The sequence below is a fragment of the Clostridium kluyveri DSM 555 genome, assembly GCF_000016505.1.
Lineage (GTDB): Bacteria > Bacillota > Clostridia > Clostridiales > Clostridiaceae > Clostridium_B > Clostridium_B kluyveri.
The window spans coordinates 1138008-1153807 of sequence record NC_009706.1 but is presented as its reverse complement, the minus strand read 5'-3'; the positions used below and the strand labels follow the sequence as shown (position 1 = coordinate 1153807).

At 33.9% G+C, this 15800-nt stretch carries 9 protein-coding genes; 1 reads left to right on the top strand and 8 read right to left on the bottom strand.

Going from position 1 to position 15800, the window contains the following annotated elements; genetic code table 11:
- Window positions 1-9: 9 nt before the first annotated feature.
- Window positions 10-738, top strand: a complete 729-nt coding sequence (gene pflA / locus CKL_RS05445; RefSeq protein WP_012101485.1) for a pyruvate formate-lyase-activating protein — start codon at window positions 10-12, stop codon at window positions 736-738.
- 154 nt (window positions 739-892) lie between these two features.
- On the opposite strand, the gene CKL_RS05440 is transcribed toward pflA, so the two are convergent.
- The 8 genes from CKL_RS05440 to CKL_RS05405 form a co-directional block, all read right to left on the bottom strand.
- Window positions 893-2194 carry a homoserine dehydrogenase gene (locus CKL_RS05440; protein WP_012101484.1) on the bottom strand — a complete coding sequence of 434 codons (1302 nt, stop codon included), beginning with the start codon at window positions 2192-2194 and terminating at the stop codon, window positions 893-895.
- Between the two features lie 257 nt (window positions 2195-2451).
- On the bottom strand, window positions 2452-3135 hold the full coding sequence (locus CKL_RS05435; RefSeq protein WP_012101483.1) for a hypothetical protein: 684 nt from the start codon (window positions 3133-3135) through the stop codon (window positions 2452-2454).
- 28 nt (window positions 3136-3163) lie between these two features.
- Entirely contained in the window at window positions 3164-3838 is a 675-nt protein-coding gene (locus CKL_RS05430; RefSeq protein ID WP_012101482.1) for an Ig-like domain-containing domain, read from the bottom strand.
- Window positions 3839-3962: 124 nt separating this feature from the next.
- On the bottom strand, window positions 3963-9236 hold the full coding sequence (locus CKL_RS05425; protein ID WP_242649452.1) for a DUF5050 domain-containing protein: 5274 nt from the start codon (window positions 9234-9236) through the stop codon (window positions 3963-3965).
- A gap of 61 nt (window positions 9237-9297) precedes the next feature.
- Window positions 9298-11511, bottom strand: a complete 2214-nt coding sequence (locus CKL_RS05420) for a cell wall-binding repeat-containing protein (protein WP_012101480.1) — start codon at window positions 11509-11511, stop codon at window positions 9298-9300.
- Between the two features lie 23 nt (window positions 11512-11534).
- Window positions 11535-14297, bottom strand: coding sequence for a cell wall-binding repeat-containing protein (locus tag CKL_RS05415; RefSeq protein ID WP_012101479.1), 2763 nt, complete (start codon window positions 14295-14297; stop codon window positions 11535-11537).
- Window positions 14298-14497: 200 nt separating this feature from the next.
- The gene (locus CKL_RS05410) at window positions 14498-15553 is read right to left on the bottom strand and encodes a glycosyltransferase (protein ID WP_012101478.1); all 1056 of its coding nucleotides are present in this window, start codon (window positions 15551-15553) and stop codon (window positions 14498-14500) included.
- Window positions 15554-15592: 39 nt separating this feature from the next.
- Entirely contained in the window at window positions 15593-15775 is a 183-nt protein-coding gene (locus CKL_RS05405) for a hypothetical protein (RefSeq protein WP_012101477.1), read from the bottom strand.
- Between the last annotated feature and the right edge of the window lie 25 nt (window positions 15776-15800).

The window sequence follows — 15800 nt, the reverse complement described above, 5'->3', positions numbered from 1 at the left end:
GGTGACTTTATGGGGAAAATTCATTCCATAGAAACTATGGGGCTTGTGGACGGTCCTGGAATAAGAGTAGTGGTATTTTTTCAAGGGTGCAGATTAAGATGTGCCTTCTGCCATAATCCAGATACCTGGATTATGGATGAGGGTATGGAGATAGAAGCTAATGAACTGATAAAAAAAGTATTAAAATTCAAGGTGTATTTTGAAAAATCAGGAGGAGGAGTTACCTGCTCTGGAGGGGACCCACTTATGCAGCCTGAATTCCTGCTTGAATTTTTCAAGCTGTGCAAAGAAAACAATATAAACACAGCCTTGGATACTTCAGGTTTTGGAAAGGGAAACTATGAAGAAATTTTGAAATATACAGATCTTGTAATTCTGGATATAAAACATGTAGATAAAGAAGGTTATAAAAATTTGACTGGAAGTTCCATGGATGAATTTTATCACTTTTTAGAGGCTGTGAACCGTTCAAATTGCCGATTATGGTTAAGACATGTAATGGTGCCTGGAATTACAGATAATTATGAAGCTATGGACAAATTATTGAATATAATCCGCAGTCATATACCCTTAGATAAAATAGACAATTTTGAAATTCTTCCATACCATACACTGGGGATAAATAAATATGATAAGTTAAAAATACCTTATAAATTAAATGATGTCAGTACCATGGATATAAAACAGGCAAAAATATTTGAAAATTATATTATTAAAGAGTTAAGGATTAAAAATTAAAAGTGAAGAGTAAATGAAAGTTTTTTCTCCACTTTGTTTCGAAAAACTTTAAAAACAAATCCCATTAAATCATAACTTTAATGGGATTTGTTGGATTTTATGAAGTTTCACTGAAAAAAATCATCCTTAACTCTTCACTATTAACCCTTAACTATTAATTTTTAAAGTCTTCTATTCTTATAACATTATCTATTGTAATTACTGGTTTCAAATTCATAAGCTCCTCAATTGCACTACTTACATCTGCTTCACTGGTCTTGTGGGTAAATAACACTATTGTCACTTGACCTTTGGAGTTTTCTTCACCTTTTTGTATTACAGAACGGAGACTTACATTGTATTTTCCTAAAATTGTTGTTATCTCTCCAAGCACTCCCGGCTGATCTATTACAGTAATTCTGATATAAAATTTACTATGGCTTTCACTGATATTTTGTATTTCCCTGTGCCATAAGTCATTTTGTGCTATATGACTGTAATTTGCCACATCTACATTACTCCTCAATATGGCAACAATATCACCTACCACAGCACTACCCGTTGGAAGACTTCCAGCTCCCCTTCCGTAAAACATCAGATCTCCTACTGCATTTCCCTTTATAAATATGGCGTTAAAGGAATCATATACATTTGCAAGAGGATGCTCTTTCGGGATCATTGTAGGCTGTACCTTAAGCTCAAGTTTTCCATTACTCTCCTTTGCAATAGCAAGCAGCTTGATTACCATATCAAATTTTTTGGCATATTTCATGTCTATGGATTCAATTTTTGTAATGCCTTCTCTATATACATTATTTACATCCACCTTTGTTCCAAAAGCTAAAGATGAAAGTATGGCAAGCTTATACTGGGCATCAAATCCCTCAATATCGGAGGTAGGGTCAGCTTCTGCATATCCCATATCCTGGGCCTGCTTTAGAGCCACGTCAAAATTCAGCCTTTCCAGCTGCATTTTGCTTAAGATATAATTTGTAGTACCATTTACTATTCCATAAAATTCTTCTATTTTATTGGCAGTCAAACTCTCTTCTATTCCCTTTATTATAGGAATACCTCCTGCCACACTGGCCTCATAATTAAATACCACACCTTTGTCATGAGCTTTTTCAAAAAGCTCATCTCCCTCAGTTGCAATAAGCATTTTATTTGCAGTTACTATATGTTTATTTCTGTCCATACATTTTAGCATATATTCTTTGGCAGGTTCTATTCCACCCATAACTTCAATTACAATTTTAATTGAATCATCTTCTAATATATCATTAAAATCTGTAGTTATAATCTCCTCTGGAACTTCCACATCTCTTTTTTTATCTTTATTTCTCACAAGGATTTTTGCCACTTCCACGTCATAGCCGGATCTTTTCATTATCTCTTTTTTATTGGAATCTAATATCATCCAAACTCCGGTTCCCACATTTCCAAGCCCCATTAACGCTATTTTCACCTTTTTCATAATTGCATTCTCCTTCCTGTATTTAATATCTATATTTACAAAACATTTTATACTCCTTTTAAAAATCACTTGATTGAAGTATTTCCATTTGCTTCATTAATTAGCAGTATACCAAATAAGTCAGGATTATTATAGCATATTTCCAACTTATTAGCCATATAAAAACATATAAATGACAAGTTAAGATTAACCTTGTCACTTATATGCCTTTTTTGCTCTATTTACAATAGTTTTTCTTTTCTCGCTTATTATAACATTTAATCTGCCAAAGTTATATCCGTGCTGATATTATTTTTAGTAGTACTTACATCCAGCGTGGAAGTACCCAGCAAATTCTGTTTATTATCATATAGATAGACTTTTACTGTGTCTTGGGCAACAAATAAAAATACCGATTTACCTATATCACATAAGTTATTACTGCCTTCTATCTTATATTTTGATACACCAGGTAAATTTGCAGCAGATATAGTTATTGTCTTTGCTATATCAATAATTGGAGAAACCTCCACATTTGCCGAAATAGTATAGCCATTATTCTCTTTAGAAGCTACATTAAAATACAATACAACAGACTTTGGCAGATTTTCTTGTTTTTTAGATTTAGAACTTTTATCTATGACTAATTTATAATTATGGGACAATTTATATCCTCCAGAAGGCGGATTAATTTCTACTGAATTTTCATCCTCTCCCTGAGAAGCACTTAAATTAGAAATACTTCCATCTGTAAGATCTTCAATTCTAATATTATTATTCAAAGAATCAATATCTGCCGGAGATGTAAATTCTACCGTCCAGATTTTATTCACATTACTTATAACCTTGGTTCCCATATTTTTAAAATCTTCTTCTGCTGAAATACTAAAAGTATTATAAGAAACACATAAGATTACTACCAGGGTTAAAATCAAAGCAACTTTCTTCATAATTCTTTTCAAAATTTTCCTCTCCCTTGAACAGTACTTACTACTGTAATTTTAAACTTATATTGTTCTTGGTGGTGGAAACATCCATATCAGCTGTTCCAAGTACATTTCCACTAGAATCACATATATAGACTTTCACAGTATCTTCTGATATCAATGAAGCCATGGTCTCCCCTATATCAAATAACTTATTGTTCTCATCAATCTTATACTTTGATGCACCAGGCAAATTTGTAGAAGTTACAGTTATCTGTTTAAATACACTGATAATCGGTGACACAGTAATATCTGCAGATAGAGTATACTCATTATCCTCCTTTGAGGCAACTATGAAATTAAGTGTGGTAGTTTTAGATAATGGAGTTCCACTTTCCAGTTTTATATTCTTATTTACAGTGATTAGATAATTATGGCCTACTGTATACCCTTCAGAAGGTGCTTTTACTATAACAACAGATCTATTGTCTCCCTGTACAGGACTTATTGGAACATTATTCCCTGTGGTGACATCCCTAATTTCTACGTTGCCAGCTACAGAGTCAAACTCTATAGGATTATTAAAAGTTATTGTCCACGTTTTATTTACATCAGTTATTGTTCTGGTTCCAAGATTTACAGTGTCACTGTCCTCTGCTAAAACAGCCCCATTGCTGAGACATAAAAACATAAATAGGGTTAATGCTATTAAACTGTATTTTTTAATCCTTTTTATCAATTTAGCTCCTCCTTTCAACACCTGAGAAGTGGATATGTTATTTTGTTTAAAGGAGGAAGATGTTTACTTCCTCCTATTTTTTATTGTAATAATCCTTATAGATTATTACTGTAAAATATTAAATTTAAACAGTTAAAACATCCCAAGATGATCCAGATTCATTCCAAGTAGCTGTAAATGACTTAGTGTTTCCTGCATTATCTGTTATAGTAAATATTACTGTTTGACCATCGCTTGCTACAATTCCATTTATGGTACAAGTATTTCCTCCTGATACAGAAGAAGCCACTTTTGTTCCTGATGCCGTACCACCACTAGTTACTGCAACTGAAGCCCAGTCAGTTTCAGTACCTCCTGCCTTTAACACCAATGAACTTGATGTTGATGAACCGTCAGTTGTTGGCAGAGTGATTGTTTTATCAACAATATATACAAATGGTGTTGAAGTATTAATTATACTTCCGTCATCTGTAGCTTTAACTGTCAGTGTATGTGAACTTACTGATAGAGCACTAGTAGTAATTGTTATTGTGGTACTTCCTACTGCTACTGTTCCACTTCCTATATCATTACTGCCATCATAAACAGTTACCGTATTCCCTGCTGATACACCTTTGACCACTACATCTGGAGTTTCATCATTTAAAGTTGCTGGTGATGTTGTTTTGCCTGCTACTGAAAATATTACTGGTAATGGTGCATTAGTAAGAGTGAAATTAGATTTGGCTGTTGATAATGCATTTAAATTAGCATTTGTTCCATTTGCTACACTTAAAACATAAATATCATAAGCTGTTCCATTTGCAATAACCGCTCCATCAGTATCCTTAGCTGTTGCACTTAATGTTGTTGTTATATTTCCTCCTGTCTTTCCAACAGTAGTATAGTTTGCTGATGATACAGCATTTGCAGCTGCCAAATTAAATGTTTTTCCATGTTTTACTACAAATATCCTATAAGATCCCACCTTTGTTGATTCATCTGATGCTGCATTAAACTTAACTTGTAAATCACTACCTTTATTATCATTTCCAATGTCAGCAGCTTCCACATTAGTTACAGCTGCTGGAGCACTATTAAAGTTTATAGTAACTGGTGTTGTTTGAATATCTGCACTAGTTCCTCCTGTTGTTGGTGATATTGCTGATTCATCTATAGTAAATACTAAATTACTTATACTGTCTGTCTTTTCACTTGAACTTGCAGTACCTTCAATAACTATTCCAATATGGGTATCATCCAATTTTACTGCCTTATAAGTTAACCCTGTTGGCAAAGCTCCAGTAGTTACTGTTACCTTAGCTGTTATAATATCATTTACAGCTCCATTTACCGTTCCATTCTGTATTTCCACTGCTATAGTATCTGTTGGGGTTCCTGACACGGTTCCCTTTACAGCACCAGTATTATCCACTTCATTGAATACTGTTGGAGAAATTGATTTTATACTTGGTGACAAGGTCAGTGCATATTGGGTCCTATTACTTTCTTGCTTTCCGCTGTCAGTCCTTGTTACGTAAATGCTAGTTTCATTAGCTGGTATTCCTCCTGATATAGTCACTGATACAGAACCTGATACGCTATAATTAGTTGCTGAACCTAACAGACTTCCTGAAGAACTATACACCTTAATTGTGGAACCATATGGTATATTATTTACTTCTACAGTATTGTTATCTGGAACTGAAATATCAGCTGAAGCTACAGGATCTGAAACAGTTGCTGTATTATCCACATAGAAATTATAAGTTTTATGGTCCTTTTTACCATTTACAACATTTACGGTATTTAAATCCAATTGATAAGTACCTTTTAAAGTTATAGCTCCGCTTGTAACTGCAGCACTGCCAGGTTCTGTGGGATTTATAATATCGCCATTCGTATCTAAAAGCTGTGTTACATATCCATCACGTATAAGTGTTGGTATGGTTAAACTCTCCCCTTTGGTTGTATCCTCAGTTATTGTAATTCCAGCTGTTATGCCAGCACTATATGTGCCATTATCAGTTATTCCATCAATCTTAGGTAAAACTGGAATTCTAGTAGTATCTACTATAAAATATTTAATTGTATCTGTAGTTGCTTTGTTATCATCTGCCTGGGATGTTACTGTTAATTTATAATATCCATCCTGGGTAACAGGGGTATTAGGTGCAAAAGAAACTTTGGCTGCGCTATTCCAATCTTTGACCTTTATAGTATTTAAGTCTACTTGTGACAAATTCCTAACAGACTCCAATTCAAGTCTCTGAATTACCGCTGTACTTGAAGTACTTGGATAATCAGTCCATCTAGGTGTGGCATTATAGTAAGTTAATGCATCTGTAGTTGGATCTACCGATACCCAATTATCTGATGCATTCTTTTTCATCGTTCCTGGATTTTCAACCATACTTATATCCACAGTCTGCGGTTTTCCTGCAGTAACGGCAAAGTTTATAGTGGTTTGAGATTGTCCTTTTAGACCTGATGGAGTTTCTTTAACAGCGGTTACTACAAGCTTGTAGTTCTTTCCAGTTCCTGTTATATCTGTTGTTTTAATAATACTATCAGCGGTTGTTGCTGTTTTATCAGCATTTAGCTTTATTAAATCACTACTATAATTATTACCTGTAACATTTGTGATACTGGTATTAGTAGTATTATCCGTTAAATTATAAAGTACTGCTGTATAAGTGACCTTCCCATTACTATCATCTACATTAGCTGGCCAAACTACAGTTAAATCACTTCCAATTGAATAAGTTCCTCCATCTGTAATTCCTGTAACCACTGGTGCCGGAAATAATCCATAGGTGGCAATATCACTTTGGAGATAAGGTCCATTTGCCTTTTTCCTTACAGAAACCTGAAGAGATCTTGTCATTGATACAGGAGTACTTATAGTTGAACAAGCAGTCCAATCAGATGGGTTTGGACTAGTAACACTATCATATGCATAGCTGTATTCCATATCTACAGTAGTTCCCAAAATTCTGCTGTTAGTTAAATCTACCGATACACCATCTAATTTAGGCTTTCCTACTTCCACTGCCGCAGATGGAGCACTGTCATTTCCATTGGTTGCAACTATCCTTAACTGTTTTAAGTCAGTCATACTCTTTAATGCTTCCACTGATATACTTCCATCAGAAGCTGCTTGTCCATTATTACCTACAGTTACTTCTACACTGGAATCTGGAACATCCGGTAAACTGCCAGTATTAGGATCAATTGTCTCTAAGAATACCTTGTAACTCATTCCCGATTTCAATCCTGTAATTTTTCCATTTACAGCATCTACAGAAAAATTCACTGGAGCTTCCGGCCCATACATATAAGCTGATTTTTCCCCTTCTGATTTATTTGTCCTGGTTACAGTAATATACAAATAGTCTCCATTTGAATTCAGATTTAGCCCACTGGCAACAGCTGTACCATTAGCCGCAGCAGTAGCTGTCTTAATTGGTTTGGTATCTGTGTAATTTGTATATATGCTTATAATATCCCCTTGACTCAGTTTTGTTACTGTAACTGTATCCTTACTTCCAACTCCATTTACAACCGTAACATTGTTTATATCTATAACTCCAGAGTCTAAAATTACATTAAGAGAAACTTTATTTCCATAGCCTAAAATTGTTCCCTTAAAAGTATACACTCCCTTTGATGGCTTTGGTATTGTCTTGTCCCAGTTCACCACAAGTTGTGCTGTTGAATTATCACTCATTGTAGCAGCTACCCTGTCTGGAAAATTAACTTTATTTATATCATCTGTTCTAATAGTATCTATGGTTCCCAGTTTACTTATCTTTAAAGTTAACTTAGGTTTTGTTACCGCTGTTCCCTTTACCGTACCATCAGAGTCCTTAGGAACATAATACAATTTTCCACTCTTAGTGTAATAAATATAATCTCCAATAATATTCACATACTCAACTGAATCATCCACAATTTTATAACCATTTCCTGACCTTTTGTCTAATTTATATAATTTTCCACTATCTACATAACTTTTATAGTAAATATTATTGTCATCTTCGGCACATATAACAGTTAGTATGTCATTTACAGGTTTTAATGTAGTGCTGTTTCCTTTACCTGTAGGAACATTTGTAACTGCTACCACACCATTTGGATTTGAATAGTAGGAACCACTGGATGCATATAATAATCCATTTTTTCCAGTATAGAATACAGAACTATCCCCTAAAACATTTAAAAATTGAACAGAAACATCACTAACTGTAGATTTTGTGCTGTTGGTAAGAAGATATTTATATAATTTATTATCATCTAAAGTATTTACATAGTATAAAAAATTATTACTTCCTGCACTTAACATACTAGCTGAATCGCTACAAAGCTGTCTTCTGCCCTGGGAATCTATTACATATATTCTGGCTCTGTCGCTGTGATTGATATAGTAAATTTTCCCTGATAATATATTTAAACAGGAAGCCATATCATCAGCTACTTTTTGTTTTTGGGTACCATCTGTCCTTACTTTATAAATTTTTGAATCATCAGTATAGTTTATATAATATACCCAATCTCCTAATAAATTTATATACCCTACCTTATCATCACTTATAGGTGAATTATCCACCCCTGATACACTTTTTTTATAGAGTTTATTTTTATCAGCAGTATTAACATAATACATCCATTCATTATCTGAATCTACAACAGAAAAACCTGTATTCACCAAATTAACAGAAGAATTTCCATTTCCTGTTTCAATTTGTTGACTGCCATCATAATGTAAAGATACAGGTACATCAATAGTACCACTGTCACCCCCAAGAGATACCCCCATTACTGACCCACTGGCTATATCTTTTTGCTTTGTATCATATATAGTTAATTTGGGTGTACTAGTTAAAGCTGTTCCTATATAAGTATTAACTTGAGTCAAAGGAACCGTAGAACTAGTATCTATACTAAAGTAAGCAGCATCCTGCAATCCTAAAACTTGAGTTACTTTTACAGTATAGGCATATAAGGTTTGACTTCCAACTGTAATCTTTTTATAAGTTATATTTATTACAGCGGATAAATCTCCTACATTTATTCCATTTGGATCAAACTCATTGTTGGAATCAGCTACTAATTTTTGAACAGTTCCACTTGAGGTGTAATAATTTAATGTATTTCCAACTCTGTTTACTATTTGTGAATCATCAAGAGTAGAACCTGTAAATATATCTTTAGTTACATTATTACTATCAACATAAAAAATAGAACCTAAATTATTCATTACCTCATCATTTATTTTTGAGATATTGCTAGTCAAGTAGCTTATATCATAAACATTACTTCCAACTACTATGGCATTGGCGGGCAGCTTTGCTTCTACTGCTGCACTAAGTCCTAGTACTATGGATGCAGTTATGACCAGCATTTTAGTTTTCTTCATTAAATAACCTCCCTTTATATAACTTACAGGAAAGGACAAATCTCTGCCCTTTCCTAATTATCTAATCAGTTACTGTTATTGTAATCCTGACAGGATTATTACTGTAATGACTTATAGTTGCATTTACATAATAAATATTGGCTTTAGTTGGATCTATAGTAGGTGGATTCCACAAAAGAACATGCACTTTCTTTGATGTCCTGTTGCCATCTTCTCCAATTATAGCTGCACTTATCAAATCTGATAAATCAGACATATTTACACCATTTGGATAATCTGCTCTGCTGATAGTTATTTCTGAATTAAGAGAAATAATCTTTGGCATTATTCCTATAGTTGCTTTTACTTTAACATTGCCCTTGATAACACCGTATAAAGTAAACTCTGCAACTCTGCATCCATCTACATAATCGTCATCTTTAAATTGAGAACTTATACTAACAGCTTCTGTCCAAGTAACTGCCACTTGTTTTCCTGTGGAAGGATCAGCTACTGTAGTTGGATAATTTTCCCCTTGCATTATAGCATCTAATTCTCCTAAATCTTTTGAATCATCTGGGTTATCAGGATTATCTGGATAATCTGGATCATTTGGATCAGTTCCTCCTTCTCCTGTAACTATAAGCATAAGGCCTACTTTTTTGCTGTATCCACTTACAGTTCCTTCATAGGTATATACTCCAGTGCCATACTTGGTTTCATTTCCCCAGGTTACAGCTACATCCTCAGTAGAACCATCGCTCATTAGAGCTTCTACCATAGTTGGGCGAGTATAATCAGACTTTTTAGCTACAGTTGCCTTTATATTTGCAATACTCTTTATGGTTTTTGTAGAACCTGCAGTAATTGTCAAAGTAAGTTTAACCTTTTTACTGTACTTATCCACTGTACCATTAAATATATAAACTCCCGGCTTGTTTCCAGATTGTGTTCCATAATCCCAGTTTACAGCCACTTCATCCGTAGTACCATCTGTCATCTGGGCAGTAACAGTAGTTGGCAGTTTATAACTTGCTTTACTACTTGCAGTTTCAGTTAAGTTATCAATTTTATAGGGAAGTGGTTTTACCGTAAGAGTAGTATATACAGTCTTGTCACTACCGCTTAAAGTTCCCGTAAAAGTATAAATACCAGGTTTTGTGGTGTTTATATTGGTTAAATTCCATTCCACAGGAACTTCCTTTTTAGTGCCGTCTGTGGCAGTTACCACAACAGTGGACCTTGGAGTGTATTTTTCATCCTGCCATATGGTATCTGTAAAATTATTTGTGCTTCCTATATCCAAAGGTAAATTTTTAGCAGTGGTTTCCAAATCATAACTTATAGACCCTGAACCTCCCAACACTTTTAAATTGTTTACTATATGTGTTTTAAGGAAAGTTGAAGTAGACTCATCCAGGGGACTGTCCACAAATAATACTGGTGATGAAGTTTTAGGTGCCAGAGCTGATGCCCCAAGAGAATCAGGAAAATCCTTAGCAGAGGCTATGTAAAGGGTACTTGTATCTATTTCCCCTGCAAAGGCTTCTATGACACTTACATTTTTGTTGTAGGCATTGCCTGTACCTATTCTTTTCACATTGGAAAGACCGCTTATAGCCTCATCACTTATGGTATTTGCATCTCCTACTACATACACCTGATCCATTTTGGAAGTATTATTTAAATATTTTTTAACATCCGCTGGCATATACGCTCCATCTGTCAATATTATAGGTATTTCTTTTAAGGCAGCTATGGCAGCTATGGTCATCCCATCTCTAAAATCATTTCCATTTACAAGAACTACTTCCTTAGACTTACCTACTTTTTTAGCTACTGCCAGGGCTGTTTCATATCTGTCATCTCCTGAAAGTCTTGTAACTTTTATATCTTTTGACTTTAGTGAATCCTCCACACTTTGAGATACTACGCCTTTTCCTCCCACTATAAAAACATTTTTTACATTCAATCTGCTTATTTCAGAGGATGTATAGGCATTCAATGTATCTGGCCCGGTCAAAAGTATAGGTGCATCATATTTTGCTGCAAGTGGAGCCGCTGCAAGGGCATCAGGATAATTTTCTCCATTTACTATTACAGCATAAGCCGCAGTATCCCACCCCGCATCACAGACCTTGGCTGCTGTTTCATATCTATTTATGCCGCTGTACCTCTCAACTTCTGGTGCTGCATATACTTTTACAGTTCCTAAAGCACCTAAAATTGCCAGAGATGTGACAAGCAAAGCTATCTTTTTACTTTTAAGTACATGCTTAGGTTTTAAATTATCCATAAATATGTAAGTTCCTCCTCCCTTTAATTTTGTTCCAACACTGAATTTACAGCATTGAAAAAATTTCTGTATCTATCATACATATTTATCTTCTCTTCTGCAAAATCTTTATTTTTTTGTTTTTCCTCCAGCATATTTTGGAGACTGTCAATGGTGTTAGTGCTGCTGTAACCGGAACCCTGAAGTCCAATCAATTGAATTTGAGCCTTTATATTTTGTATGTCACTTGTGCATCTATCTACCAAAGTTCTATAATAATCATATCTATAGTCTGAATATTCATAGTTAATTTTATTGATTATTTTTTCCATGTCTTTTGCATCATAAGATGAAGAAAGCTGATTTTCCAAGTTTGCCGCTTCTGAATTCATGGCATCCTTTTTGGTAATGTCCGATAGTTCATTTTTAACACTGGTTAAATCATCATTTACATTTTTAAGTTCCAAAGAAGACATTCCTCCTGAAGCTATTTCTTGCTGGAGCCAGTCCATCTCCTGTTTAAGACCTTTAAGTGTATCACTATAGGCTCCTGTATCATAAGGACGATAGAGTACTCTGAACCTCAGCTTGTCGTAGTCACCATATTCATAAACATCTTCAAAATCATTTATTTGACCTTTTATTGACCCATCTATAGTGGAATCTTTGGAATATGTAACATCTCCACTTATGGAACTTATATCAAAATCCCTGTAATAAAGTGAATTTTTATAAGAAAGTATTGGGGTATAGTCGAGTATTGGATTGTCCTCCAAATATAATGTATTTAAATTCTTTAGCCCCTTTAAATAGGTTAAATCGTCAATTCTATTATTGCTTAAATTTAAGTATTTTAACTTGGTCAGGTATTGCAGCGGCTTTAAATCATCCCCGTCTATCCTGCTATTATTGCTTAAATCCAGATAAGTTAAATCCGTTAATTCTTCTAGAGGCTCCAGATTACTTACACTTGTATCACTTAAATTCAAGGTGGTCAGGGTTTCAAGCTCTTTTAAATTAGTGAGACTTGCCACATTTGTACCTTTTAAATTCAATGAAGTAAGCCTTATTAAATATTCCAGTTCATCCAAGTCGGAACTATCTATGGAATTTTTATAACTGTAACTTCCGCTTACACTAGAATTGCTTAAATCCAGAAAAGCTAGATGGGTCATATTTTTAAACACACTGTCACTTGTCTTGTCATAATCCGAATCATCATCATCTTTGGTATTTTCTCTTGAATGACTGAGATCACTTATATTATTATCGCTTAAATTCAATTGTTCTAAACTTGTAAGGTTGGACAAATATGAAACGTCTGATATTTTATTATGGCTTAAATTGAGATCTTTAATATCATACAGCTTCAAAAGAGGTTTTACATCTTTTATCTGGTTATAACTTAAATCCAGACTCTTTAAATTCACACAACTCTCAAGTCCACTTATATCTGTTATACCTTCATTGCTTAAATTTAAAGATGTAATATTCTTTAAATCCGAATAAGCAAGAGTTCCAATAGGTTTTCCAACCTTATCCCTTATAAGTTTTTCCAGTTTGGAATCCTGAAAAGTAGTGATAGATGAATCTCCCGTACTTGTATTTTTATCCCCAATTATATATCCAAAGATCTCCCTTACCCTGGAGTTTGGCAGTACTCCCTCTCCCCCTAAAACTGTAATATATTCAGGGTTAGTACTATCGTTATTATAATTAGGTATTTTAGTTAGAATAAGATCTTTTATAAGATTTGAATTTGATGTACCTGAAAGTATGACAGGTGCTCTATTTTTAGCTGCTTCTGCTGCTCCTGACAGTGCATCTGCAAACCCATCTCCCGAGGCCACAAATATATTATTTAAGCTGAACAAATCATATTTGGTTGAATAGTCAGTTTTTGTATAGTCATCGTCATCAACGTCGTCGTAATCCACATCTGTTCCAGTAGATTTTTCAAGAAATCTGGCTATTACATTTATATTTCTCTCATATTTATCACTACCTGTTATTCTCTCCACATATCCAAATTGTTCATTAGTGACATCATCTTTAAAGGTGTTTTCAAATTCTCTTGCTACATTATCACTTACTACACTGTTGTCACCTACCACAAAAACTTTTATATTCCTGAATTCCCCTTCATTGCTGCTGTTTGTGGTCTGCCCTTTTTGTTTATTGTTATAATCTGAATTTATTACAGTATTTAATTCTTCTATGTAATTTCTAGTACCCTCTGGCATAATATTTTTAGGTACCAGGAGCACCGGAACTCCCATTGCCCCAGCTGCAGAACCTATGGATATGGCATCTGCATAATCCTCTCCTGTAGCCACTGTAAGTGTATTTACCTTTCCAAATTTCTCTGCAATTTTTACAGAAGTATCATATCTGTCCACCCCTCCTATTCTCTCTGTTTGTATATCAAGAGAATTCAACTGATTTAAAATAGTATCACTTATAGAAGCCGTTCCCCCTATTATAAATACTTTTCCCACTTTAAGACTTTTAAGCTCCTCAACTATAGAAGAATCTATATAGGTTCTGTGGGTTAAAAGTATTGGTGCATCATATTTTTTTGCCAGTGGTACAGAACTTAAGGCATCTGGATAATCTTCACCACAGGCTAAAACAGCATAATAGGACGAATCCCATCCATCCTGTGCGACTTTTAGGGAAGTTATATATCTATCTTCCCCTGCCAGCCTCTTTCGGGTAGGATAGGCAGCATTTACTTTATAACACAAAGTAGAACTGATTACAGAGGCTAATATTAAAGTCAGTATTTGTTTTCTTTTCCTAATCAATGTTTTCCTCCAAAATTTTTTATTAATATTTAATCCATGTATTAAGACTTAAATCCTATGGGGATTCAGCCACATAGGATTGTCAATTTAAGGAATCCGAAAATTTAATACCTTATTAAAATTAAGACATAAATTAAATACTCAAATACTTACATTATTTAATTATCGTAGAACATACTGGCATACTTTACATCTATGTTCTAATTCAGTTGTGCCTTAAGCCTTTTTGCTGCCGGCTTATAATTGCCGCATTTTCTATAATACTCCAGAGCATTTTCTCTAAATCCCAGTACATCATATATAACGCCTATATTATAATAGGAAATATAAGTGTTTACCCCTTCTACCCTGGCACAAGAAAATTCAGTACACTTTAAAAAGCTCTCTACAGCCTGGGTAAACCTGGCATTATTCATATATATTAATCCCATAAGAAAATGAAAATCAGCAAAATTTGAGTAAACTTCAGCACAATTTTTAAGTATAAGTGCCTCTTGGTACTTTCCGTTGTTAATCAAAGCATATCCGTAAGTCTCAACTAAATCTTCCACATACTCCAAACTAAAATCCAGGGAAAAAGACAACGCCTTTTCAAAATACATCACTGCATTTTTATAATTTTTTAACATATAATAAGATTTACCCAGTTGAAAATAAAGATATGGATCTTCTAAGTTATCTTTCACCGCCATTTTTAATAAATCTATGTTTCTTTTAATTTTTCCTGTCTTATTTAATACTTCCCGGGTATAGCCTACATGTTCTGCTGTTATATCTACCATCTCAGTTTTATAAGGTTTTCCATCCAAAGCTACAATCTGTTCATGAATTATACCTTCATAATTAAAATAGTTTTTATTGAAAAGTCTATTTATTCTTTCTGTATATTTATTATTTCCATAAGAATCTTCCATGAGGTTTATTCTCTTGATCCTGCCCACCTTATTTCTATTTGAAGGCTCTTCTATGAATTCCTGTACACTACTGCTTGAAAAATCCATAATAAATTCATCTGCATCAAGGATAAGCACCCAGTCATTAGATGCCTTTTCTATAGAATAATTTCTGGCCTTTGAAAAATCATTACACCATTTAAAATCATAGATTTTATCTGTAAATTCTAGAGCTATATCTTTTGTATTATCTGTAGAGCCAGTATCTACTATAATTATTTCATCTACAAAAGAAGCTGCCCCAATAAGACAATTCTTCAGGGTGTTTTCTTCATTTTTTACTATCATACATAAAGTTAACATATATTTTACCTCGGAAATATTCATTAAAATTTCAGTTTATTAATTCATATATTTTTTTATACTACCTATTTCTTCCCATTCAAGTCCTGTTATCCTTATGACCGTCAATAAATCCATTCCCATTTTTATAAGATTTTCTGCTTCTTTTATGCAGGTTATCTCCATTTCTTCCTCATCTTCGCTTATCATATCATCAAACATTCTTTCCAGATTATATATCATACATCCTCCTAATTATCTTTTAACT

What these genes read in the sequence shown, in the direction of transcription:
- pflA (WP_012101485.1), top strand. Translation starts at nt 10, where the DNA reads ATGGGGAAAATTCATTCCATAGAAACTATGGGGCTTGTGGACGGTCCT.
- CKL_RS05440 (WP_012101484.1), bottom strand. Translation starts at nt 2,194, where the DNA reads ATGAAAAAGGTGAAAATAGCGTTAATGGGGCTTGGAAATGTGGGAACC.
- CKL_RS05425 (WP_242649452.1), bottom strand. Translation starts at nt 9,236, where the DNA reads ATGAAGAAAACTAAAATGCTGGTCATAACTGCATCCATAGTACTAGGA.
- CKL_RS05420 (WP_012101480.1), bottom strand. Translation starts at nt 11,511, where the DNA reads ATGGATAATTTAAAACCTAAGCATGTACTTAAAAGTAAAAAGATAGCT.
- CKL_RS05410 (WP_012101478.1), bottom strand. Translation starts at nt 15,553, where the DNA reads ATGTTAACTTTATGTATGATAGTAAAAAATGAAGAAAACACCCTGAAG.
- CKL_RS05405 (WP_012101477.1), bottom strand. Translation starts at nt 15,775, where the DNA reads ATGATATATAATCTGGAAAGAATGTTTGATGATATGATAAGCGAAGAT.